At 58.0% G+C, this 21593-nt stretch carries 22 protein-coding genes; 9 read left to right on the top strand and 13 right to left on the bottom strand.

The genetic code is table 11. The annotated features are described in order from the left end of the window. Positions 1–184: 184 nt before the first annotated feature. Positions 185–727: a hypothetical protein gene (locus tag EBL_RS00935; RefSeq protein WP_002440568.1), complete on the top strand. Its 543-nt coding sequence runs from the start codon at positions 185–187 to the stop codon at positions 725–727. A gap of 49 nt (positions 728–776) precedes the next feature. On the opposite strand, the gene livF is transcribed toward EBL_RS00935, so the two are convergent. Genes livF through livK form a run of 5 tightly spaced genes read right to left on the bottom strand, consistent with a single transcriptional unit; the run spans position 777 to position 5613 of the window. Then, a complete protein-coding gene (livF, locus tag EBL_RS00930) occupies positions 777–1490 on the bottom strand; it encodes a high-affinity branched-chain amino acid ABC transporter ATP-binding protein LivF (RefSeq protein WP_002440569.1) in 714 nt (237 codons plus the stop codon). 1 nt (position 1491) lies between these two features. Continuing rightward, positions 1492–2259, bottom strand: coding sequence for a high-affinity branched-chain amino acid ABC transporter ATP-binding protein LivG (livG, locus tag EBL_RS00925; protein WP_002440570.1), 768 nt, complete (start codon positions 2257–2259; stop codon positions 1492–1494). After that, a complete protein-coding gene (locus EBL_RS00920) occupies positions 2256–3533 on the bottom strand; it encodes a high-affinity branched-chain amino acid ABC transporter permease LivM (protein WP_002440572.1) in 1278 nt (425 codons plus the stop codon). The genes livG and EBL_RS00920 overlap by 4 nt, the downstream gene beginning before the upstream one ends. Beyond that, positions 3530–4456 carry a high-affinity branched-chain amino acid ABC transporter permease LivH gene (gene livH / locus EBL_RS00915; RefSeq protein WP_002440573.1) on the bottom strand — a complete coding sequence of 309 codons (927 nt, stop codon included), beginning with the start codon at positions 4454–4456 and terminating at the stop codon, positions 3530–3532. Before livH ends, EBL_RS00920 begins: the two co-directional genes overlap by 4 nt. A gap of 47 nt (positions 4457–4503) precedes the next feature. Next, positions 4504–5613, bottom strand: a complete 1110-nt coding sequence (gene livK, locus EBL_RS00910; protein WP_002440574.1) for a high-affinity branched-chain amino acid ABC transporter substrate-binding protein LivK — start codon at positions 5611–5613, stop codon at positions 4504–4506. A gap of 421 nt (positions 5614–6034) precedes the next feature. Between livK and panM the strand changes: the two genes are divergently transcribed. Then, entirely contained in the window at positions 6035–6415 is a 381-nt protein-coding gene (panM, locus tag EBL_RS00905) for an aspartate 1-decarboxylase autocleavage activator PanM (protein WP_002440576.1), read from the top strand. Positions 6416–6484: 69 nt separating this feature from the next. Here panM and EBL_RS00900 read toward each other — a convergent pair whose 3' ends face one another. The 5 genes from EBL_RS00900 to ftsY all read right to left on the bottom strand — a co-directional run bounded on the left by EBL_RS00900 (position 6485) and on the right by ftsY (position 12279). Continuing rightward, complete coding sequence (locus tag EBL_RS00900) at positions 6485–7594, bottom strand: branched-chain amino acid ABC transporter substrate-binding protein (protein ID WP_002440577.1); 1110 nt, start codon at positions 7592–7594, stop codon at positions 6485–6487. A 239-nt stretch (positions 7595–7833) separates the two neighbouring features. After that, a complete protein-coding gene (gene rpoH, locus EBL_RS00895; protein WP_002440578.1) occupies positions 7834–8691 on the bottom strand; it encodes an RNA polymerase sigma factor RpoH in 858 nt (285 codons plus the stop codon). Between the two features lie 282 nt (positions 8692–8973). Beyond that, a complete protein-coding gene (ftsX, locus tag EBL_RS00890; protein WP_002440579.1) occupies positions 8974–10044 on the bottom strand; it encodes a permease-like cell division protein FtsX in 1071 nt (356 codons plus the stop codon). Next, a complete protein-coding gene (gene ftsE / locus EBL_RS00885; protein ID WP_002440581.1) occupies positions 10037–10705 on the bottom strand; it encodes a cell division ATP-binding protein FtsE in 669 nt (222 codons plus the stop codon). The genes ftsX and ftsE overlap by 8 nt, the downstream gene beginning before the upstream one ends. 2 nt (positions 10706–10707) lie before the next feature. Then, positions 10708–12279, bottom strand: coding sequence for a signal recognition particle-docking protein FtsY (ftsY, locus tag EBL_RS00880; protein WP_002440583.1), 1572 nt, complete (start codon positions 12277–12279; stop codon positions 10708–10710). Between the two features lie 181 nt (positions 12280–12460). Between ftsY and rsmD the strand changes: the two genes are divergently transcribed. Further along, positions 12461–13060, top strand: coding sequence for a 16S rRNA (guanine(966)-N(2))-methyltransferase (gene rsmD / locus EBL_RS00875; RefSeq protein ID WP_002440585.1), 600 nt, complete (start codon positions 12461–12463; stop codon positions 13058–13060). Beyond that, on the top strand, positions 13047–13316 hold the full coding sequence (locus tag EBL_RS00870) for a DUF1145 family protein (RefSeq protein WP_002440586.1): 270 nt from the start codon (positions 13047–13049) through the stop codon (positions 13314–13316). The genes rsmD and EBL_RS00870 overlap by 14 nt, the downstream gene beginning before the upstream one ends. On the opposite strand, the gene EBL_RS00865 is transcribed toward EBL_RS00870, so the two are convergent. Continuing rightward, complete coding sequence (locus EBL_RS00865) at positions 13313–13684, bottom strand: DUF2500 domain-containing protein (RefSeq protein WP_002440588.1); 372 nt, start codon at positions 13682–13684, stop codon at positions 13313–13315. The two genes, EBL_RS00870 and EBL_RS00865, sit on opposite strands and share 4 nt — an antisense overlap. Positions 13685–13819: 135 nt before the next feature. On the opposite strand from EBL_RS00865, the gene EBL_RS00860 reads away from it, so the two are divergent. Together EBL_RS00860 and EBL_RS00855 are read left to right on the top strand one after the other, a co-directional pair. Continuing rightward, a complete protein-coding gene (locus EBL_RS00860; protein WP_002440589.1) occupies positions 13820–14446 on the top strand; it encodes a lysoplasmalogenase in 627 nt (208 codons plus the stop codon). 102 nt (positions 14447–14548) lie between these two features. Then, on the top strand, positions 14549–16771 hold the full coding sequence (locus EBL_RS00855) for a zinc/cadmium/mercury/lead-transporting ATPase (protein ID WP_002440591.1): 2223 nt from the start codon (positions 14549–14551) through the stop codon (positions 16769–16771). A 45-nt stretch (positions 16772–16816) separates the two neighbouring features. Here EBL_RS00855 and tusA read toward each other — a convergent pair whose 3' ends face one another. Then, on the bottom strand, positions 16817–17062 hold the full coding sequence (gene tusA, locus EBL_RS00850) for a sulfurtransferase TusA (protein ID WP_002440593.1): 246 nt from the start codon (positions 17060–17062) through the stop codon (positions 16817–16819). Positions 17063–17264: 202 nt separating this feature from the next. On the opposite strand from tusA, the gene EBL_RS00845 reads away from it, so the two are divergent. Together EBL_RS00845 and EBL_RS00840 are read left to right on the top strand one after the other, a co-directional pair. Then, complete coding sequence (locus EBL_RS00845; RefSeq protein ID WP_002440594.1) at positions 17265–17933, top strand: 7-cyano-7-deazaguanine/7-aminomethyl-7-deazaguanine transporter; 669 nt, start codon at positions 17265–17267, stop codon at positions 17931–17933. A 72-nt stretch (positions 17934–18005) separates the two neighbouring features. Further along, a complete protein-coding gene (locus EBL_RS00840) occupies positions 18006–18563 on the top strand; it encodes a DcrB family lipoprotein (RefSeq protein WP_002440595.1) in 558 nt (185 codons plus the stop codon). 53 nt (positions 18564–18616) lie between these two features. On the opposite strand, the gene EBL_RS00835 is transcribed toward EBL_RS00840, so the two are convergent. Beyond that, entirely contained in the window at positions 18617–19813 is a 1197-nt protein-coding gene (locus EBL_RS00835) for a BaiN/RdsA family NAD(P)/FAD-dependent oxidoreductase (RefSeq protein ID WP_002440596.1), read from the bottom strand. A gap of 226 nt (positions 19814–20039) precedes the next feature. Here EBL_RS00835 and pitA point away from each other — a divergent pair, with 226 nt between their 5' ends. Then, entirely contained in the window at positions 20040–21533 is a 1494-nt protein-coding gene (gene pitA / locus EBL_RS00830) for an inorganic phosphate transporter PitA (RefSeq protein ID WP_002440598.1), read from the top strand. Positions 21534–21593 lie beyond the last annotated feature (60 nt).

Below are 21593 nucleotides of genomic sequence, written 5' to 3'. Positions count from 1 at the left end.
CATCCGGTTTTGGTTAAACACAGGCAGAGCCCTGCGGTCTGTGAGCTTAGCGCAATATATGCCGGGCGGATACCGGGAGCAAAAGGCGCGGTGAAGATGAAATCACCTGAAGGTTTATCTTTGGTTTAATAAAACTATTCCATAAAACAGGACGTTATTACCTGGCATACCCTGGAGGATCCCCATGAAGTACACCGCCCTGTTTCTGACGGCCATGTTCAGCACCGCCAGCCTGGCCACAACCCACTGGGTTACCGGGAGCCCCTACCCGGGGAACCCGCTGAAAACCGCGACATTACAGGGTGAGGCACAATTCGGCGAACAGCGTGATAACGCCTGGCTGGTGCTCTCCTGCCGCCCGGATTCGCCCCCGGCCCTGCTTACGCTGCGGGTAGCCGGTGCCCTGCTGGCAGATTTCCCGCTGGATGATTTCGAAGGGCCGGATGCCATCGGGGAGCACACCCCCCGGGTGCAGGTGCTGAGCCATGAGCAGGTGCAGACACACAGCCAGGCGTGGACCGCCAGCGGCGCCTGGCAGGAGAGCAACTTCACCTGGACCATTACCCCCACCGTACAGGCCCTGAACCAGTGGCTGCACGGTAAAGACCATATTTTAAGAGTGGTTATATCGCAGGCTGCGGCAGGCAAGCCGCCGCTCACGGCCAGATTTACCCTGCCCGATGAGCCACGCCAGGCGGAGCAGGTGCTCCGCCCCTGCGGGCCCTGAACCGATAAAAAAGGGCCCTTACGGGCCCTTTAGCATGTTGCGGGTATTCTCACCCCCCGAGGTATGCACTGCGCACCGCCTCATTCGCCAGCAGGGCGTCCCCCGTATCTTCCAGAACGACCCGGCCATTTTCCAGCACATAGCCGCGATCCGCCAGCTTCAGCGCCTGGTTGGCGTTCTGCTCGACCAGGAAGATAGTCATCCCTTCCCGGCGCAGCTGTTCGATGGTATCGAAGATCTGCTGAATAATAATCGGCGCCAGCCCCAGGGAGGGCTCGTCCAGCAGCAGCAGACGCGGCTGGCTCATCAGCGCCCGGCCAATGGCCAGCATCTGCTGCTCCCCGCCGGACATGGTTCCCGCCCGCTGGATACGCCGCTCATACAGGCGCGGAAAGAGCTCATACACCCGTTTGATCCGGCTGGCGAACTGCTCGCTGCTGGCAAAAAAACCGCCCATGGCGAGGTTCTCCTCCACCGTCATACGCGAGAATACCCGCCGCCCTTCCGGCACTATCGCCACCGCTTCGCGCATAATGCGTGCGGTGTTCCAGCTCGTAATATCTTTACCATCAAAGATTATCCGCCCGGTGCTGGCCCGGGGGTCGCCACACAGGGTGCCCAGCAGGGTGGTTTTCCCCGCCCCGTTGGCCCCAATCAGGGTCACTATCTCCCCCTGGTTAATATGCAGCGACACCTCATGCAGCGCCTGGATTTTCCCGTAGTGGGCGCTGACCTGGTCGAACGATAACATCACTTTTCCCATCTTATGCCTCACCCAGGTATGCACGGATAACATCAGGGTTTTCGCGGATCTGCTCCGGGGTTCCCCGGGCCAGCGGAGCGCCCTGGTTCACCACGTAGATACGATCTGAAATGCCCATCACCAGCTTCATATCGTGCTCAATCAGCAGCACGGTGGTGTTGTGCTTGTCGCGCAGCTCCACGATAAGCTCATCCAGCTCCCGGGTTTCATTCGGGTTCAGCCCGGCGGCAGGCTCATCCAGCATCAGGATCTCTGGCTGGGTTACCATACAGCGGGCTATCTCCAGATGGCGCTGCTGACCATAGGCCAGGTTTCCGGCCTGGCGGTTAGCCAGCCCCAGCAGGCCGATGCGCTCCAGCCACAGGGCCGCCCGATCCAGGGCGGTTTTCTGGGCCTGGCGAAAGGCAGAGGTATTCAGCAAGCCGGAGAAAATCCCGCTTTTTAGCTGCTGGTGCTGCGCCACCAGTAAGTTTTCAATTACCGTCATCTCCCGGAACAGGCGCACATGCTGGAAGGTGCGCACCACGCCCAGCCGGGCTATCTCCTGGCCCGGCAGCCCTTCCAGGTGGCGATCACGCAGCAAAATAGTGCCGCCGGTGGGTTTATAGAAGCCGGTCAGGCAGTTAAATACCGTGGTTTTACCGGCCCCGTTGGGGCCAATCAGCGAGACAATTTCATTCTGGTGCAGCTCAAGGGAGACGTTATTGACCGCCAGCAGGCCGCCAAAACGCATCATCAGGCCGTTTACTGCTAATAATGGCTGGCTCATGCCTGCTCTCCTTGTTTGCCGTTGCTTTTCAGCTTCATTTGCACACGGGTCATCGGCAGTAATCCCTGCGGACGCCAGATCATCATTAACACCATCAGCGCCCCCAGCAGCAGCATGCTGTATTCGTTAAGATCGCGCATCAGCTCGCGGGACACCACCAGCAGAATAGCCGCCAGGATCACCGCAAACTGGGAGCCCATCCCCCCCAGCACCACAATCGCCAGCACAAAAGCAGACTCGGCAAACGTGAAGGATTCCGGGCTGACAAAGCCCTGGCGGGCCGCGAACAGCACCCCGGCAAAACCGGCAAATGCCGCACTGATGGTAAATGCCGTCAACTTAATGCGCCGCGGGCTCAGCCCCAGGGAACGGCAGGCTATCTCATCTTCGCGCAGCGCTTCCCAGGCCCGGCCCAGGGGCATACGCAGCAGGCGGTTAATAACAAACAACGACAGCACCACCAGCAGCAGCGCTACCAGATACAGGAAGATAATCCGGTCGCTGGGATCATAGGGAACATTGAAGAAATTACTGAAGGTATCCCAGCCGCCCTCCCGGGGGGTTCGGCTGAACTCCAGCCCGAAGAGCGTGGGCTTCGGGATCTGGCTGATGCCATTCGGCCCGCCGGTAATCTCGGTATTGTTCAGCAGCAGAATGCGCACAATCTCACCAAAGCCGAGGGTAACAATGGCCAGATAGTCACCGCGCAGGCGCAGCACCGGGAAGCCCAGCAGGAAACCGGCAGCGGCGGCGGTTAACCCCGCCAGTGGCAGGCAGGTCCAGAACCCGAGACCGTAATAGTGATTCAGCAGCGCAAAGGTATAGGCGCCAATCGCGTAAAAGCCACCATAGCCCAGCACCAGCAGCCCGGATAATCCCACCACCACGTTCAGCCCGAGCCCGAGGATCACGTAGATCATCGTCAGGGTGGCGATATCGACCGTACCGCGGGACACCATAAACGGCCAGGCCACCGCCACCACCAGCAAAGCCCCGAGGAACAGCTTCTGTTTTACCGAGCCACCATCAATGGCCGGCAGCACAAATTTCGGCCCCGGGATCTTGCTAAGCCCCTTCTGGCACAGTGCGCGCAGCACCTGGAATAAAAACACCACAACGGTGCCGGTATACACCCACTGCCAGCGCACCGGAGTTGCGCTGTTCACCACCAGGTGCGTGCCGTCCAGCCCCAGTTGCACCCCCATAAACACCGCCGCCAGCACAAAGAAGATAGCGGCCGATAACAGGGCCATACCCAGATCCATCGGTTTCATACTTTTTCTACCTCCGGACGGCCCAGGATACCGGTGGGCATCACCAGCAGCACCACGATAAGCAGGGCAAAAGAGACCACGTCTTTGTATTCAGTGCTCAGGTAGGCGGAGGTCAGCGCTTCAGCCACCCCGAGGATAAGGCCGCCTATCATCGCCCCGGGAATACTGCCGATCCCGCCCAGCACCGCAGCGGTAAAGGCTTTCATCCCGGCCATAAAGCCAATATAGGGGTTAATCACCCCGTAAAACTGCCCCAGCAGAACACCGGCGACCGCCGCCATCACCGCCCCGATAACAAAGGTCAGGGAGATAACCCGATCGGTATTAATACCCAGCAGGCTGGCCATTTTCAGATCTTCTGCGCAGGCGCGGCAGGCCCGCCCCATACGCGAATAGCGGATAAACAGCGTCAGCGCGACCATCGCTACCAGGGTAACCCCCCAGATAACCAGCTGCATTGCGGTAATCGAGGCGCTAAACCCCTCACTGGCGCCAATCACCCACTGGCCGTTGATCAGCCCCGGCAGCGCAATATCCCGGGAGCCCTGGGTCAGGCTGACATAGTTTTGCAGGAAGATAGACATCCCGATGGCGGAGATAAGCGCAATCAGGCGTTTGGAGCTGCGCACGGGCTTATAGGCCACCCGCTCAATACTCCAGCCGTAGGCGCTGGCGATAATAATCGCCCCGATAAACCCGGCGCCAATCAGCATCCAGCTCACGTCTACGCCCACCATCATCAGGGCGGCGATAATCATAAACGAGACGTAGCTACCAATCATGTAGACCTCGCCGTGGGCGAAGTTAATCATGCCGATGATGCCGTACACCATGGTGTAGCCAATGGCGATAAGCGCGTAGGTACTCCCCAGCGTCACGCCATTAAACATCTGCTGCATGAAATAGAGAACTTGTTCAGACATAACATCACCTTTGTGCCGCCCCTGCCCGCAGGCAGGGGACGGGGCGCTTATTTCGCCACTGAGGAGGAACCATCAGCGTGCCACTGGAATACCCCGAATTCGAACCCCTTAAGATCGCCCTTCTCATCCCATTTGAGCGGGCCGATAACCGTCTCTGCCCCGTGGGCTTTCAGGTCTTTAATTAGCCCGGCGGGGTCGTCACTGCCGGTGCGGTTCATCGCCGTGGCCAGGGATTGCACGGCAGCGTAGGTTATCCAGACATAGGGCCCGCTGGGGTCTTTCTTCGCGGCTTTCAGGGCCGCCACAATCGGCTGGTTGGCAGGCTGCTGGTCATAGCGTTTGGGCATGGTGACCAGCATGCCTTCGGCGGCTTTACCGGCGATATTCGACAGGGAAGCGTTACCCACCCCTTCTGGCCCCATAAACCGGGTTGTCAGGCCAAGGGCCCGGGACTGGCGCAGGATCTGGCCCATCTCCGGGTAGTAGCCCCCGTAGTAGACAAAATCGATATTCTCTTTTTTCAGGCGGGCGGCCAGGGCGGAAAAGTCTTTCTCACCGGCGGTGATACCGTCAAAAAACACCACCTCAGTACCGGCGGCTTTCAGCGTGCTCTGCACCGAGCGCGCCAGCCCTTCACCGTACTGCTGCTTGTCATGAATGATGGCAATACGCCGGGGTTTCACATGGTCGAGGATGTATCTGGCGGCGGTTGGCCCCTGGGCGGAATCCAGCCCGGCGGTGCGCATAATGAACTGATAACCGCGCTGGGTCAGCTCCGGGTTAGTGGCCCCGGGGGTGATCATCAGGATGCCTTCATCTTCATAGATATCGGAAGCGGGCTGAGTAGAGGAAGAGCAAAGATGGCCAATCACATACTTAATACCGTCGTTGACGACTTTGTTCGCCACCGCAACGGCCTGTTTCGGGTCGCAGGCATCGTCATATTCCACGCCCACCAGCTTGTCGCCCTTAATACCGCCGCTGGCGTTGATGTCCTTTATCGCCTGGCGGGCACCGTTAAACTCCATATCGCCCCATTGTGCTACCGGGCCGGACATGGCCCCGACCACCGCAACTTTGATGTCCTTCGCCATAGCGGTATGAGACAAAGCCAGCGCAATACCTGCAACAATCAGGCGCTTTGCATTGTTATTCATCCTGTGTAAACCCCATTTCGTGATGTTGTAAATATTCGGTCTTATTATGGTTAAAAAGCATTCTGTACTTTTTATAATCAAAGCCGGTTTTTATAACCTGAATAAGGAGTTAGCGCGTTATTTTGGGAATTACGCAACCAATATCTCTATTTTTCAGCCTATTAACCAAAGATATTATGCTGATTAACAGTTCAGATAAACAAAAAAAAGTGCGGGCAGCAGCATAAAACTCCGGCATAATAGGCGGATAAAAAGGTAAAAAAACAGTTAATAAACCCACCATTTTTTTCATTGATAACGTTTTGAACCAGAATCATAAAAGCACAAGAAGTAATCGCCTGCTTTAACCGCAGGAAAAGAGCACGCCTGTTGGCAGATGAAATTGATACACTGCGACTTTGTTCACGATTAGCCTGAAACTATGAAACTGACGATTCTTCGCCTTACCACACTGTCCGATCAGGATATTATCGATCTCGGGAAAATCTGGCCGGAATACCCGGCGGACACGCTGCAACCAGACGCCACGCATATGCTGTATGCCGCCTGCTTTAATGAACGCCTGCTGGGGGCCGTGCGGGTCACCGTTAACGGGCAGCGCGCCATGCTGGATTCGCTGCGGATCCGGGATCTTACCCGCCGTCGCGGGGTGGGCCTGTACCTGATAGAAGAGCTTCTGGCCCGGCACCCGGAAATCACCCACTGGGAGATGAGCGACCAGGGCGTGGAAGACAGGGCCGTCATGAACGCCTTTATGCAGGCGCTGGGCTTCAGCCCCTGTGCCCACGGCTGGCAGCGCTGAGCACAGACCAAAAAACGCCCGGCAATGCGGGCGTTTTCAGCGTGCTGATCAGAAAGAAAAAACGGGCGGTTATTTCGCTTCGCTGGATGTGCCGTTCGCGTTCCAGGTGAACACACCAAACTCAAAGCCTTTCAGGTCGCCCTTGTCATTCCAGGAGAGCGGGCCCATCACCGTATCCACGCTGGTGCCTTTCAGATACTTCGCCACCGCTTCCGGCTGCTGATCCGGGGCTTTTTCCAGGCCCGCCGCCAGGGATTGCAGGGCTGCGTAGGTGGTCCAGACAAAGGCGCCGCTCGGGTCCTGTTTCTTCGCTTTAATGGCGTCTACAACCGGTTTGTTAGCCGGTACCTGATCGTAGTTTTTCGGCTTGGTGACCAGCATCCCCTGAGCAGAAGCCCCGGCAATATTCGACAGCGAGACGTTCGCCACCCCTTCCGGGCCCATAAACTGGGTTTTCAGGCCAGCCGCCCGGGACTGGCGCAGGATCTGGCCCATTTCCGGGTGGTAACCGCCGTAATAGACAAAGTCGATATTCTCTTTTTTCAGCCGCGCGACCAGGGTAGAGAAGTCTTTCTCACCGGCGGTGATACCGTCAAAGAACACCACATTGGCGCCGCCCTTTTTCAGGTTGTCCTGCACGGAGCGGGCCAGCCCCTCGCCGTACTGCTGTTTATCGTGGATAACCGCGATACGCTGGGGCTTCACATGGTCAAGAATATATTTCGCCGCCGTCGGCCCCTGGTCGGAGTCCAGACCGGTGGTGCGCAGGATCAGGGAGTAGCCGCGGGCAGTCAGCTCAGGCGCCGTTGCCGCCGGGGTGATCATCAAAATCCCCTCGTCTTCATAGATATCAGAAGCGGGCTGCGTGGAGGAGGAGCACAAATGGCCGATAACGTATTTAATGCCGTCATTCACCACTTTGTTGGCCACCGCAACCGCCTGTTTCGGGTCGCAGGCATCGTCATATTCTACGGCGACCAGCTTGTCGCCTTTGATGCCGCCCCGGGCATTAATATCGGCAATCGCCTGTTTGGCGCCGGTGAACTCCTGGTCTCCGTACTGGGCTACCGGGCCGGACATGGCCCCGACCACGGCGACTTTAATCTCTTTTGCAAATACGGTGTGGCTCATTGCCAGCGCGATGCATCCTGCCAGAAGCGCTTTACCCTGTATCTTCATCCTGCATTCCCCATTATTGTTGTGATGGCGTGTTGCTTTTGTGTTATATTTTAGAACTTTATACCATTTAATATTCATAAAATGGTTTTTGTTATTGGTAAACCCCGAGTACGGCGGTGCGTTAGCAGCATACTCTGCTAAGACCATAACGTATTTTCAGAAATTTGGAATAGCCAGAAGGGGGATGACGCGCACAAAAAAACCACCCGCAGGTGGTTTTTTAATCACAAAGGCTGGTATCAGGCTTCGATGGCAGCACGCAATTTCTTCATTGCGTTCTTTTCAAGCTGGCGCACACGCTCTGCAGAGACGCCATACTGATCGGCCAGCTCCTGCAGGGTGCTTTTGTTGTCTTCATCCAGCCAGCGCGCCCGGATAATCTGCTGGCTGCGCTCGTCCAGGCCGCTCATTGCTTCAGTCAGTTTATCGGCCGCGTGCTCTTCCCAGTTGTCATCTTCAATGCCATCGGCAAAGTTAGAGGACTTATCCTGTAGGTACAGTACCGGCGCCATCGGCTGGCTGTCGCTGGCGTCATCATCAGACGACATATCGAAGGTCATGTCCTGAGCCGCCATACGGGACTCCATCTCACGGACATCTTTACTGGATACCCCCAGCTCACGGGCTACCATTTCCACTTCGTCCTGGTTAAACCAGCCCAGACGCTGCTTGGTTTTACGCAGGTTAAAGAACAGTTTGCGCTGTGCTTTGGTGGTTGCCACCTTCACAATACGCCAGTTACGCAGGACATACTCATGGATCTCTGCTTTGATCCAGTGCACGGCGAAGGAGACCAGGCGCACACCCACTTCCGGGTTAAAACGGCGCACGGCTTTCATCAGGCCGATATTCCCTTCCTGAATCAGATCCGCCTGCGGCAGGCCATAGCCCGCATAATTACGAGCAATATGAACAACAAACCGCAGGTGAGACAGAATCAGCTTTTTCGCTGCTTCCAGATCGCCCTGGTAATGCAGCCTTTCAGCCAGTGCCCGCTCTTCCTCAGCCGACAGCATCGGCCAGGCATTGGCCGCCCGGATATAAGCATCCAGGTTACCGACCGGGGCTAAAGCTAAATTTTGCATTTCGTTGGTCATTCAAACCCTCTCTACGTTAAATTCCGGTGCCGCGATAACGCTTTTTCCGGCCCCGACCTGCGAGACTACTACGCCGCGCGCTACAGGGCACGCACTTTCGCATTCGCACCCGATCTCAGACCGTGATCTTATCCACAAGTTCAATTACGCCTGTGAATAAATTACACATAACTGTGACAGGGAGATGAACGGCAGAAGGGGGAAGCGCGACGGGTTGCCAGGCTGCATCCCCTGCTGGCGAATACGTCTCGCGAGCAGGGGCAAAGTATACCAGAGTTTTAATTACTCGGGAGTAAAGCGACGTAAATGTTGCACGGTGGCAAGCCAGGCGGCCACCCAGCCAATCATCGACGAGACCAGCAACAGCAGCAGACACTCATCAAAAGAGAGGCCGCTGAGCTCAAAGCTGGCGCCGAAGACCTGGGCTACATCTTTCACCGCCGACGACAAGCGCAACACCAGAATCTCCGACAGGATCAGCGATAAAAACGCCCCGCTGAACCCCAGCAGCGCCCCGCCATACAGGAACGGGCGCAGAATAAAACCATCCGTTGCGCCGATCAGCTTCTGCACGTTAATGGTATCCCGGCGGGCAAAAATGCTCAGCCGCACGCTGTTACCGATGACCAGGAACACCGCAGCGACCATCAGTACGCCAATCATTGCGGAAACGCGCCCCACCAGCCCGGTAAGCGCCGACAAGCGCGCAAACCAGCTGTCATCCATGCGCACTTCGTCAATCCCCTTAATGCCGGTTAACTGGTCGCGAATGGTGCCCATCGCCTGTGGGGTCTGAAAATCAATCTTCGGCACCACAACCGCAACCGCCGGTAGCGGGTTCTCTTCCAGCATATCCAGCGCGCCGCCAAACCCGGACCAGTTACGGAACTCGCCCAGGGCTTCGTCCCGGGTCAGGTAGTTGACCTTCTCTACCCCCGGTTGTGCCTGCAGCTGCGCCACCACCTGCTGGGCGGCGTCATCATCCAGCGCTTTATCCAGATACACGGTAATTTGCGGGGTCGGATAATACTGGCTGGCGGCCTGGCTGACGTTTTTATAGACCATATAGCACACGCTTGGCAGCGTTAACGAAATGGCGATAACCATTACCGTCAGAAAGGTGGCCAGTGGTTTGTTACGCAGATCCTGCACCGCCCCCTGCCAGGCATAACGCACCTGCTCATTCAGGCCGCCTTTCAGGGATTGCTGCTTCGATTTCGGCTTTTTACCACCGCCGCCGCTGCGCTTTTGCACAGAACGGCCGAGATCACCCAGTTTACCGCCCAGCTGGTTAACTTTGTCGAACTTATGGCTGTAGCGGCGAATACGGTTTAACGCGCTGTTTTTATTCACCAGAATGGCCTCCGTGCAGGTGCCCTTCACTTAAGGTCAGAACCGGATACGGACGGCTGGCGATAAGGCCAGTGTCGTGGGTCGCCATCAGCACGGTAACCCCGACCCGGTTAAACTCTTCAAACAGGCGCAGGATCCCCTCTGACAGGGCATCATCCAGGTTACCGGTCGGTTCATCCGCCAGTAAGACGGCCGGTTTATTGACGACCGCGCGGGCAATACCCACCCGCTGCTGCTCCCCGCCGGAGAGCTGAATAGGGAGGTTTTTCGCTTTGTCCAGCAGCCCGACCTTATCCAGTGCGGCACTCACCCGGCGGCGAATATCTTCACCGCTGGCACCGGCAATAATCAGCGGGATCGCGACATTGTCATAGACGGAGCGATCCATCAGCAGGTGGTGATCCTGGAAAATCATGCCGATCTGGCGGCGCAGAAACGGGACTTCCCGGTTCTTCAGGCGGCTGATTTCATGGCCGCTGAACCAGATTTTCCCGGCGCTGGGGCGCTCAATACCACAAATCAGTTTGAGCAACGTACTCTTACCGGCACCAGAGTGCCCGGTAAGAAACGCCATTTCGCCTGCCTGCAGGTGAAACGACACCCCCTGCAGCGCTTGTCTCCCACCAAGATAGGCTTTGCTGACGTGTTCAAAGCGAATCATTGTTAATCCTCTCGGGCAAATAGTGCCTCAATAAAATCGTCCGCTTTAAACGGACGTAAATCCTCAATGCGTTCCCCGACACCGATGTAGCGGATAGGGATCCCGAATTGATCGGCAATGGAGAAGATCACCCCGCCTTTGGCTGTACCATCAAGTTTAGTCAGCGTGATCCCCGTTAACCCAACGGCTTCATTAAACAGTTTTGCCTGGCTTACGGCATTCTGCCCGGTGCTGGCATCCAGCGTAAGCATAACCTCATGGGGGGCGTCTTCATCCAGTTTTTTCATTACCCGGACAATTTTCTTCAGCTCTTCCATCAGGTGCGATTTATTCTGCAAACGCCCGGCGGTATCGGCAATCAGAACATCCACATGGCGCGCTTTAGCGGCCTGGATGGCATCAAAAATCACAGAGGCGGAATCCGCCCCGGTATGCTGAGCCACCACCGGAATATTGTTGCGCTGGCCCCACACCTGTAACTGCTCTACTGCTGCGGCGCGGAACGTATCCCCGGCGGCCAGCATGACGGATTTCCCCTGCTGCTGGAACTGGCGCGCCATCTTACCGATGGTGGTGGTTTTACCCACGCCATTGACCCCGACCATCAGGATAACGTAGGGCATTTTGCCTTCAATGTTCAGCGGCTCGTCAACCTTCGCCAGGATCCCGCTCATCTCTTCTTTGAGCAATCCGTACAGCGCTTCTGCGTCGCGCAGCTGTTTACGGCTGGCGCCGTCGGTCAGATTACTGATGATTTTACGGGTTGTTTCTACCCCCACATCGGCAATCAGCAGTTGCTCTTCCAGCTCTTCAAACAGATCGTCATCAATTTTTTTGCCCCGGAACAGGCTGATAAAGCCAGAGCCCAGGTTCTGTTTGGTTTTCAGCAGGCTGCGCTTCAGACGGGCGAAGAACCCCTCTTTGGTGGGTTTTTCCTGCTCGTGGATCTCTGGCTCTGCCTGGGCTGCGGCCTGTGCCTCTGCCTCTGCGGCGGCCTCGGCTTCTGCGGCAGCTTTAGCTTCTGCTGCGGCTTGTGCTTCGGCAGCCGCTTTAGCTTCTGCGGCGGCCTGGGCTTCAGCAGCCGCTTTAGCTTCTGCTGCGGCCTGGGCTTCGGCGGCCGCTCTGGCTTCTGCGGCGGCCTGTGCTTCGGCAGCTGCTTTGGCTTCTGCTGCGGCCTGGGCTTCGGCAGCTGCTTTGGCTTCTGCTGCGGCCTGTGCTTCGGCAGCCGCTTTAGCTTCTGCTGCGGCCTGGGCTTCGGCGGCCGCTTTAGCTTCTGCTGCGGCCTGAGCTTCGGCAGCTGCTTTGGCTTCTGCGGCAGCCTGTGCTTCGGCAGCCACTTTGGCTTCTGCTGCGGCTTGTGCCTCTGCGTCAGCTACGGCCTGGGCCTCTGCGGTGGGTTCAGAAGAGGATTCAGAGTGATGTTCAACCGGTGTCTCTGCTGGCACCTGTTCGGGCTGCGCGTCAATAACCTGCTGTTGTTCCTGAACTTCCTGTTCTTTTTCTGTTTCTGGCGTCTGTTCTTTCTGGCCAAAGCCTAACCAGGAAAAAAAGCCGCGTTTTTTTTCTTTTGCCATTGGCGATCGGACTCCTCGCTATTGGTTCATGGCGCAGCCCTGCTTTCACGTATCGCAGGGACGGAAAATGAATATGTTAGTCTACCACTTTCCCGTCATGGCATCACGCCGTGGGATTATGGTTCCCCCGGCGCTGACGGCCCGCTAGAATAGCACTCCCGGAATAATCACAGTAATCCCCATGAAAAAAACCCACAGTACAGGCAGCGGCCAGATTCGCATTATCGGCGGCCAGTGGCGCGGCCGGAAATTACCGGTCCCGGACAGCCCGGGGCTGCGCCCCACCACCGATCGGGTGCGCGAAACCCTCTTTAACTGGCTGGCGCCGGACATTGTCGATGCCCGTTGCCTGGACTGCTTTGCCGGCAGTGGTGCCCTGGGGCTGGAGGCGCTCTCCCGCTACGCGGCCAGCGCCACCCTGCTGGAGATGGATCGCAGCGTTGCCCGGCAGCTCCAGCTCAATCTCGCCACCCTTAAGGCAAGCCAGGGCGATGTGGTGAATACCAACACGCTGACCTTCCTCGCCCGGCCCGGGCAGGCGCACAATATTGTTTTTGTCGATCCCCCTTTTCGCAAAGGGCTACTGGAAGAGACACTGCGCCTGCTGGAACAGCAGGGCTGGCTGGCGCAAGACGCGCTCATCTATATAGAAAGTGAAGTGGAGAACGGCCTCCCGCCCACCCCGGCTAACTGGTCACTGCACCGGGAAAAAGTGGCAGGCCAGGTCGCCTACCGGCTGTACCGCCGTGAAACTCAAGGAGCTGGCAATGCTGATCATTAATTTTGGCCGCCTGGTGATGCTGTTCGTCTGGGGGTTTTTGCTGTTCAACCTGATCCACCCCTACCCGCGCCCGCTGAATATTTTTATTAATGTCGCGGCAATCTTTATGTTCTTTATGCACGGCCTGCAGGCGGCAATGCTGAAAGCCTCACTGCCGAAAGAGAGCCCAAAAATGAGCGGCTGGTTCCAGCTGCGGATTTTTCTGTTCGGTGTCTTTGAGCTGCTCGCCTGGCAAAAGGCGCAAAAGAAAAGCTAGCGCCCGGGCAGGGGATCAAAACGCACAAAACGTTTCCCCTGCATAGTCAGCACTCCCTGCTCACCGGCCGTCATATCATGATACCGGGCGGCGGTTACCCGGCAGATGATGTCGCTTCCCGCCCCGGCGTTCTGCGGGCGAAACCGCACTTCATAACGCATCGCGCTACCGGCGGGAGCCACCGTCTGCTGGCGCGATCGCCGCTCGCTGGCGGGAAACTCACGCATTTCTATAACAATCACCCGGGTCTGAACCTGTGGCGCGGCATCATCCGCCGCGCGCTGTCGCCACTGTCTGACAAACTGCGTACCGGCCGCCACCACAATGACAGCGGCAATCACCAGCACAATAAACGGGGGTCTGTTCATCCGGGATCCTCAGTCAAATCATGGCGTGCAGCGTAACCCGGAGTTCACCCATTGTCACGACAGACCAATGCCCACTACACTGGCAGGCAGACACACGCAGCGGCGTGTGCCACTGTAACGAATCAGGGAGCAATTATGCTTTGGTCATTTATAGCCGTATTTTTCTCCGGCTGGCTGTATGTTGATGCATCCTATCGTGGTCCCGCCTGGCAACGCTGGATCTTTAAACCCATAACTTTACTGCTGTTACTGATGCTTGCCTGGCAGGCACCGGTATTCACCCCGCTCTATTACCTGGTCCTGGCCGGTCTGGTCGCCTCGCTGGCTGGCGACACCCTCAGCCAGATGTCGGGGAGCACCCCGCGTTATGCCTTCATGGCGTTTTTTGTCTCTCACCTGCTGTATGCCGTCTGGTTTGCCAGCCAGCTGTCGTTTTCGTTCTTCTGGCCCGCGCCCCTGGCGCTGCTGATCATCGGCGCCCTGTTGCTGGCAACCATCTGGAGCCGGCTCGACACTCTGCGGCTGCCGGTCACACTGTTTATCGCCGCCACCCTCGCCATGGTCTGGATGGCCGCAGAGCAGTGGTTCTCACGCCCGGTGGATACCAGCTTCTCCGGTTTTGTCGGGGCTGCGCTGCTGTTGCTGAGCAATATCGTCTGGCTGGTGAGCCGCTATCGCTACCGCTTTAAAGGGGATACGGCCCTCGCCGCCGCCTGCTATTTTGCCGGTCATTTTATGATAGTCCGGGCCCTCTACCTCTGAGATATGCCGTAACCACGGGCCCGCTAAAATCGTCTTGACTCTGGAGGCAACTCCAGAGTGTAGGATAAGGTAATGAGAAAATTATCATTACCGGAGGGCCCCATGGCAAACCCCGTCTCCCCAGAGCAACACACACCGCACACTGAGCACGCAACCTGCTGCGACTCGGGCAGTTGCTGTGCCGCGACCGCCAGCGAAACCCGGGAGAGCCCGGCCGACGCACCACTGCCCCCGGGGGCGACCCGCCACAGCTGGCAGGTGAGCGGCATGGACTGTGCCGCCTGCGCCCGCAAAGTGGAAAACGCAGTGCGCAGCGTGCCCGGCGTCAGCCAGGTGCAGGTGCTGTTCGCCACCGAAAAGCTGCTGGTGACCGGCCAGGGCGATCTCTGCGCGGCCGTAGAGCAGGCGGTCACCCGGGCAGGCTACCAGTTGTTATCCTCCCGGCCTGCGGGCACGCCACCGGTAGCAGAAGCCGGATTCTGGCAGGAAAACCGTACGATCCTGATCCTCGCCGCCATGATGATAATCAGCCAGATTATCGCCTGGGCTGCCCCGGCGGCGGGCAATATTGCTTTTATTGTCACCACCCTTACCGGGCTGTGGCCGATTGCGCGCCAGGCCTGGCGGCTTATCCGCAGCGGCAGCTGGTTTGCCATTGAAACGCTGATGACCGTGGCCGCCGCCGGTGCTCTGGTGATCGGTGCCACCCATGAAGCCGCCATGGTGTTGTTGTTATTCCTGCTGGGCGAGCGCCTGGAAGGCTGGGCCGCCAGCCGGGCACGCAAAGGCGTAACCGCACTGATGGCGCTCCGGCCCGAAGTGGCCACCCGGGTTGAGGGCGACCAGCGCACCACCGTTGCGCTGGCGGATCTGCACCCCGGCGATGTGATTGAGGTCTCCGCCGGGGGTCGCTTACCGGCAGACGGTATCTTACTCAACGGCCCGGCCAGTTTTGACGAAAGCGCCATTACCGGTGAGTCGGTGCCGGTGGAGCATCAGAACGGCGATCCTGTCTCCGCGGGCTGCACCAGCGTTGACCGGCTGGTCTCGCTGCGGGTCACCTCCCGCCCGGGAGAGAGCGCCATCGATCGCATTCTCAGAATGATTGAAGAGGCAGACAGCCGCCGGGCGCCCATTGAGCGCTTTATTGACCGCTTCAGCCGGGTTTATACCCCGGCCATTATGGCCCTGGCGCTGCTGGTGGCGGTGATCCCGCCGCTGCTGATGGGCCAGTTGTGGGAGCCGTGGATCTACAAAGGGCTGACCCTGCTGCTTATCGGCTGCCCCTGTGCGCTGGTTATCTCCACCCCGGCGGCCATCACTTCGGGCCTGGCGGCCGCATCGCGCCGGGGGGCCCTGCTTAAAGGCGGCGTGGCGCTGGAGCGGCTGCGCCAGGTGCAGCAGATGGCCTTTGATAAGACCGGCACCCTTACCCGGGGCCAGCCCCGGGTGAGCGCCATTGTCACCCACGGCACCCTGAGTGAGGCGCAGTTACTGGCCCTGGCCGCCAGCGCCGAACAGGGCACCAGCCACCCCCTGGGCCAGGCCATTATGCGTGAAGCACAGGCCCGCGGGCTGGAGGTCAGCCGGGCCACATCCCAGACCACCCGGGCGGGTGTCGGTATCGAGGCGGTCATTAACGGGCAGAACATCACCCTGTGTGCCCCCGCCCGCGCCCCCCGGGAGGCACTCAGTGGCGACTGGCCCCGGGAGATAGCCACCCTGGAATCCGGCGGGCAAACGGTGATTGTGGCGCTGGCGGATAACCAGCTCCAGGGCATTATTGGCCTGAGCGATACACTGCGTGAAGACGCCCGCCAGGCCATAGCGCAGCTTAAGGCGCTGGGTATTGAGGGCATTATGCTCACCGGGGATAACCCCCGGGCAGCGGCGGCCATCGCCGGTGAGCTGGGTATTGAGTTCCGGGCCGGCCTGCTGCCGGAGGATAAAGTCACCGCCGTGCGGGCCCTCAACCAGCAGGCCCCGCTGGCCATGGTGGGCGACGGGATCAACGACGCCCCGGCCATGAAAACCGCCACCATCGGGATTGCCATGGGCAGCGGGAGCGATGTGGCCCTCGAAACGGCAGACGCGGCGCTGACCCGCAACAGCCTGGCAGAGCTTCCGGCGCTGATCCGCCTGGCCCGGGCCACCCACAGCAATATTCGCCAGAATATCGGCGTGGCGCTGGGGTTAAAGGCGCTGTTTCTGGTCACCACCCTGCTGGGGGTCACCGGGTTATGGATGGCGGTACTGGCGGATTCGGGCGCCACGGCGCTGGTCACAGCCAACGCCCTGCGCTTATTGCGCCGCGGGAAAAACTAACGAAGGGTAGCCCCCCGGCAGGCCTGCCGGGGGGAAACAAAAGGCTTAATTACTTTTACGCAGCAGATAGCGGTAGGGCAGTGCGTCGGTCTGCTGGGCCAGCAGCTCATGCTCCATAAACCGGCAGAACCCCGGAATATCGCGGGTTGTCGCCGGGTCGTCCGCCACAATCAGCAGCGTCTCGCCAACGGACATCTTACGCACGGTTTTGCGCACCATCATCACCGGTTCCGGGCAGCGCAGCCCCTGGGCATCAAGGGTATGGTCAGAGCCGGCAAACAAATCACTCATAGTATTCTCAGACAGTCGAAAAAACGGCCTTATTTTACGCCGTGGCGCAAAGCGCGCAAGATACGTGAACGATTGCGTTAAAATTAACCATTGCATCACCAGGCTAAAGCAGTATCATGCGGCGGTTTTCGAACCATTGCCGGTAGGTTCCGGCCGTGTGTGTTATGGGTTCCCTCACCCCAGCCAATAAAAAGGTCACAATATGTCGTTTTCCGCTTCACTGCGCCAGCACCGCAAGGCGCTTGTCTGGCTATCGCTATTTCATCTGCTGGTGATTATCTCCAGTAACTATCTGGTACAGCTGCCGGTGAATATCTTCGGGTTTCACACCACCTGGGGTGCGTTCAGCTTTCCGTTTATCTTCCTTGCCACAGACCTGACGGTACGGATCTTCGGTGCGCCGCTGGCGCGGCGGATTATCTGGTCGGTGATGATCCCGGCGCTGGTCGTCTCTTACGGGATCTCGGCCCTGTTTTATATGGGCCAGTGGCAGGGGCTGGCGGCGCTGGGGCAGTTTAATCTGTTTGTGGCCCGTATCGCCTGCGCCAGCTTTATGGCCTACGCCCTCGGGCAGATTCTGGATATCCACGTCTTTAACCGCCTGCGCCAGAGCCGCCACTGGTGGCTGGCTCCGGTGGCCTCCACATTTTTAGGCAATGTCAGTGATACGGCCTCGTTCTTCTTTATTGCCTTCTGGCGCAGCCCGGATCCCTTTATGGCGACACACTGGGTGGAAATTGCCGCCGTGGACTACAGCTTTAAGGTGTTTATCAGCATTCTGTTCTTCCTGCCGATGTATGGCGTACTGCTGAATATGCTATTAAAAAGAGTGGCGGAAAAGTCCGAAACCCGGCCATTACGTGCGGGTTAAGAGCAACTTAGCAATCTTATGATAATATGGCGCGATGGCCGCTAGGGCCGTTAAACAGAGAAGGAATCAGTAATGCGTAACCTGGTAAAATACGTCGGTATCGGTCTGCTGGTATTCGGACTGGCCGCCTGCGACAACAGCGACAGTAACTCAGCCACACCAGACAGTGCAGCACAGAGTAACGCAGCAGGGCAAAACATTTCTCTGCTGGATGGCAAACTGGCCTTCTCATTACCGGCAGGGATGTCTGATCAGAGCGGTAAGCTGGGCACCCAGACCAATAATATGCATGTCTATTCCGATACCACCGGCCAGAAAGCGGTTATCGTGATTGTGGGCGACACCAGTGATGAGCCGCTGAATGTCCTGGCAGACCGCCTGCAGGCACAGCAGCGCAACCGCGACCCGCAGTTGCAGGTGGTGGCGAACAAAGCCATCCAGGTTAACGGCCACGACTTACAGCAGCTGGACAGCATCATCTCCGCCAAAGGGCAGACCGCCTGGTCTTCCGTTATCATCGGTAAAGTTGACGGCAAACTGCTGACCATGCAGATAACCCTGCCGGCAGACGATCAGCAAAAAGCCCAGAGCGAAGCAGAAAACATTATCAGCACCCTGGATGTGAAATAATCACACCAGATCCACGGCCTCTTGCACCGCAAGGGGCCGCATGCCGGAAAAGTTTATGCCTGCGCCGCCAGCGCCTGAGCACAGGCCCAGGCCGAGCTCCAGGCCCACTGGAAGTTATAGCCCCCCAGCCAGCCGGTGACATCCACCACTTCGCCAATAAAATAGAGCCCTTTGACCTCACGGGCCTCCATGGTGCGCGAAGAGAGCTGATTCGTATCTACCCCGCCCAGGGTCACTTCCGCGGTGCGGTAGCCTTCAGTGCCGTTCGGCTGAATTTGCCACGCCTGCAACCCGGCCACCAGCTCCGCCTGCTGGCGGCTGTTAAGCTGTTTTAGCGTAATATCCGGCACCTTACCCAGGGTGACCAGCGCTTCGACCAGCCGCTTTGGCAGCAGGGTCGCCAGGCTATTGCGCAGGCTCTGGTTCGGGCGCTGCTCACGCTGCTCATCAAGGAAGGCCGCCAGGTCGCAGTCGGGCAGTAAATTGACCGTCAGAAATTCACCGGGCTGCCAGTAGCTGGAAATTTGCAGCATCACCGGGCCGGATAACCCCCGGTGGGTAAACAGCTGCTGTTCGCGAAACAGGGTGCCGTCTGCGGCGGTCACCGTGACCGGTACTGAAACACCGGAAAGCGGTTGCAGGACCTCAAGCAGCGGTTTATGGAGGGTAAAAGGCACCAGCCCGGCCCGGGTGGGTAACACCTGCAGGCCAAACTGCTGCGCAATTTTATACCCCAGCGGCGAAGCGCCCAGCCCCGGCATCGACAGCCCGCCAGAGGCCACCACCAGATTCGGTGCCTGTACCTGCGCACCGTTCAGCGCCAGGCTGAAGCCCTGGTCGTCTTTTTCCACACTCAGGATCTCGCTACGCAGGCGCAGGGTCACGCCGCCCTTCTCGCACTCACTGAGCAGCATATCGACAATCTGCTGGGCAGAATCATCACAAAACAGCTGGCCGAGGGTCTTTTCATGCCAGGCAATCTGGTACTGGTTAACCAGATCAATAAAATCCCACTGGGTATAGCGGGCCAGGGCGGACTTACAAAAATGGGGGTTCGCGCTCAGGTAGGCGCCGGGCTCAATATACAAATTGGTGAAATTACACCGCCCGCCCCCCGACATCAGGATCTTCCGGCCTGGCTTTTTGCCGTTGTCCACAACCAGCACGCGTTTGCCCGCCTGCGCGGCCTGAGCGGCGCAAAACAGACCGGCAGCACCCGCGCCGATAATAATGGCATCAAACTTTTCCACAATAACCTCTTAAAAACAGGGGGGCGAATTGTAAAGTTTTCTCAGTGGTCGCACCAGCGCAATAAGAATATTCTGGCGATAACCCTATGAATATATGTAGATAAATCATTTCAGAACGTAACAGCAACCGATGTTATGTCAAAAAAAGTCTATATTTCACTTTGCCCGCGTCGCTAAAGTCCCTGATAATGCGCCGCGTTCATGTCCTCAAAATGGCTTAACGTCTATGCTACATCTGTTTGCCGGCCTGGAATACCATACCGGGCTATTACTCATACTGGCACTGCTGTTTGTTCTGTTCTACGAAGCCATTAACGGCTTCCACGACACGGCAAACGCCGTAGCTACGGTTATCTATACCCGCGCGATGCGTTCGCAACTGGCCGTGATGATGGCTGCGGTGTTTAACTTCCTCGGCGTGTTATTCGGCGGGTTGAGTGTGGCCTATGCCATTGTGCATATGCTGCCAACAGATCTCTTGCTGAATATCGGTTCCGCCCATGGCCTGGCAATGGTGTTCTCCATGCTGTTTGCCGCCATTATCTGGAACCTTGGCACCTGGTATCTGGGGCTTCCGGCCTCCAGCTCACATACGCTTATTGGCGCGATTATCGGTATCGGCCTGACCAATGCGCTGATGACGGGCAGCTCAGTAGTTGATGCGCTGAATATCCCGAAAGTGCTGGGCATTTTTGCCTCGCTGATCATCTCGCCGATTGTGGGTCTGGTTATCGCAGGGGGGATGATTTTCCTGCTGCGTCGCTACTGGAGCGGCACCAAAAAACGCCGCCGTGTCCACCTGACCCCCGCAGAGCGTGAAAAGAAAGACGGCAAGAAAAAGCCGCCATTCTGGACCCGTATCGCACTTATCGTTTCCGCCATCGGGGTGAGCTTCTCCCACGGTGCTAACGATGGTCAGAAAGGCATTGGTCTGGTGATGCTGGTACTGATTGGCGTGGCGCCTGCCGGGTTCGTGGTCAATATGAACGCGACCGGTTATGACATCGCCCATACCCGTGATGCGGTCAACAACGTAGAGAACTACTTTAACCTGCACAGCGAATCGCTGAAGCACGTTATCGATATGACCCCCAATATCCCGGCACCAGAAGCGGGCACCGCAAGGCCGGAGTTCCACTGTGACGCCAGCCGCGCTGTGCTGGCGCTGGAGCGGGCAAAAGCGATTCTCAACAACCTGAAAAGCTATTCAGACTTGTCACCGGAAGAGCGTGGTCATATGCGCCGTCTGCTGCTTTGCGTAGCGGACACCACAGAGAAAGTCGCCGGTCTGCCGGAAACCTCTGTCAGCGATAACCGCTACCTGAAACAGCTGCGCAGCGATATGTTGTCTACGGTGGAATATGCACCTATCTGGATAATCATGGCCGTTGCGGTGGCGCTGGGTGTCGGCACCATGATTGGCTGGCGCCGCGTGGCGACCACCATCGGTGAGAAAATCGGTAAGAAAGGCATGACCTATGCCCAGGGGATGGCCGCGCAGGTCACTGCCGCTATCTCTATCGGCGTGGCCAGTTATACCGGGATGCCCGTTTCCACTACCCATGTGCTCTCCTCCTCGGTGGCGGGGACCATGCTGGTAGACGGCAGCGGCCTGCAGAGCAAAACCGTGAAAAGCATTCTGATGGCCTGGGTATTTACCCTGCCGGCCTCCATTCTGCTTTCCGGGGTGCTGTACTGGTTGTCGCTGCAGTTAATCTGACCGCACACCAGTCACAAAAAACGGGCCATTACAGGCCCGTTTTTTTTTGATAATTAACGC

This window comes from Shimwellia blattae DSM 4481 = NBRC 105725, assembly GCF_000262305.1.
Classification (GTDB): Bacteria; Pseudomonadota; Gammaproteobacteria; order Enterobacterales; family Enterobacteriaceae; genus Shimwellia; species Shimwellia blattae.
Note: the sequence above shows the minus strand (reverse complement) of the source record. Positions and strands in the feature narration are given on the sequence as shown.

Bases quoted from the DNA above. Each gene is read 5' to 3' on its own strand.
- EBL_RS00935 (WP_002440568.1), top strand. From the start codon at position 185: ATGAAGTACACCGCCCTGTTTCTGACGGCCATGTTCAGCACCGCCAGC.
- livF (WP_002440569.1), bottom strand. From the start codon at position 1,490: ATGGGAAAAGTGATGTTATCGTTCGACCAGGTCAGCGCCCACTACGGG.
- livG (WP_002440570.1), bottom strand. From the start codon at position 2,259: ATGAGCCAGCCATTATTAGCAGTAAACGGCCTGATGATGCGTTTTGGC.
- EBL_RS00920 (WP_002440572.1), bottom strand. From the start codon at position 3,533: ATGAAACCGATGGATCTGGGTATGGCCCTGTTATCGGCCGCTATCTTC.
- livH (WP_002440573.1), bottom strand. From the start codon at position 4,456: ATGTCTGAACAAGTTCTCTATTTCATGCAGCAGATGTTTAATGGCGTG.
- livK (WP_002440574.1), bottom strand. From the start codon at position 5,613: ATGAATAACAATGCAAAGCGCCTGATTGTTGCAGGTATTGCGCTGGCT.
- panM (WP_002440576.1), top strand. From the start codon at position 6,035: ATGAAACTGACGATTCTTCGCCTTACCACACTGTCCGATCAGGATATT.
- EBL_RS00900 (WP_002440577.1), bottom strand. From the start codon at position 7,594: ATGAAGATACAGGGTAAAGCGCTTCTGGCAGGATGCATCGCGCTGGCA.
- rpoH (WP_002440578.1), bottom strand. From the start codon at position 8,691: ATGACCAACGAAATGCAAAATTTAGCTTTAGCCCCGGTCGGTAACCTG.
- ftsE (WP_002440581.1), bottom strand. From the start codon at position 10,705: ATGATTCGCTTTGAACACGTCAGCAAAGCCTATCTTGGTGGGAGACAA.
- ftsY (WP_002440583.1), bottom strand. From the start codon at position 12,279: ATGGCAAAAGAAAAAAAACGCGGCTTTTTTTCCTGGTTAGGCTTTGGC.
- rsmD (WP_002440585.1), top strand. From the start codon at position 12,461: ATGAAAAAAACCCACAGTACAGGCAGCGGCCAGATTCGCATTATCGGC.
- EBL_RS00870 (WP_002440586.1), top strand. From the start codon at position 13,047: ATGCTGATCATTAATTTTGGCCGCCTGGTGATGCTGTTCGTCTGGGGG.
- EBL_RS00865 (WP_002440588.1), bottom strand. From the start codon at position 13,684: ATGAACAGACCCCCGTTTATTGTGCTGGTGATTGCCGCTGTCATTGTG.
- EBL_RS00860 (WP_002440589.1), top strand. From the start codon at position 13,820: ATGCTTTGGTCATTTATAGCCGTATTTTTCTCCGGCTGGCTGTATGTT.
- EBL_RS00855 (WP_002440591.1), top strand. From the start codon at position 14,549: ATGGCAAACCCCGTCTCCCCAGAGCAACACACACCGCACACTGAGCAC.
- tusA (WP_002440593.1), bottom strand. From the start codon at position 17,062: ATGAGTGATTTGTTTGCCGGCTCTGACCATACCCTTGATGCCCAGGGG.
- EBL_RS00845 (WP_002440594.1), top strand. From the start codon at position 17,265: ATGTCGTTTTCCGCTTCACTGCGCCAGCACCGCAAGGCGCTTGTCTGG.
- EBL_RS00840 (WP_002440595.1), top strand. From the start codon at position 18,006: ATGCGTAACCTGGTAAAATACGTCGGTATCGGTCTGCTGGTATTCGGA.
- pitA (WP_002440598.1), top strand. From the start codon at position 20,040: ATGCTACATCTGTTTGCCGGCCTGGAATACCATACCGGGCTATTACTC.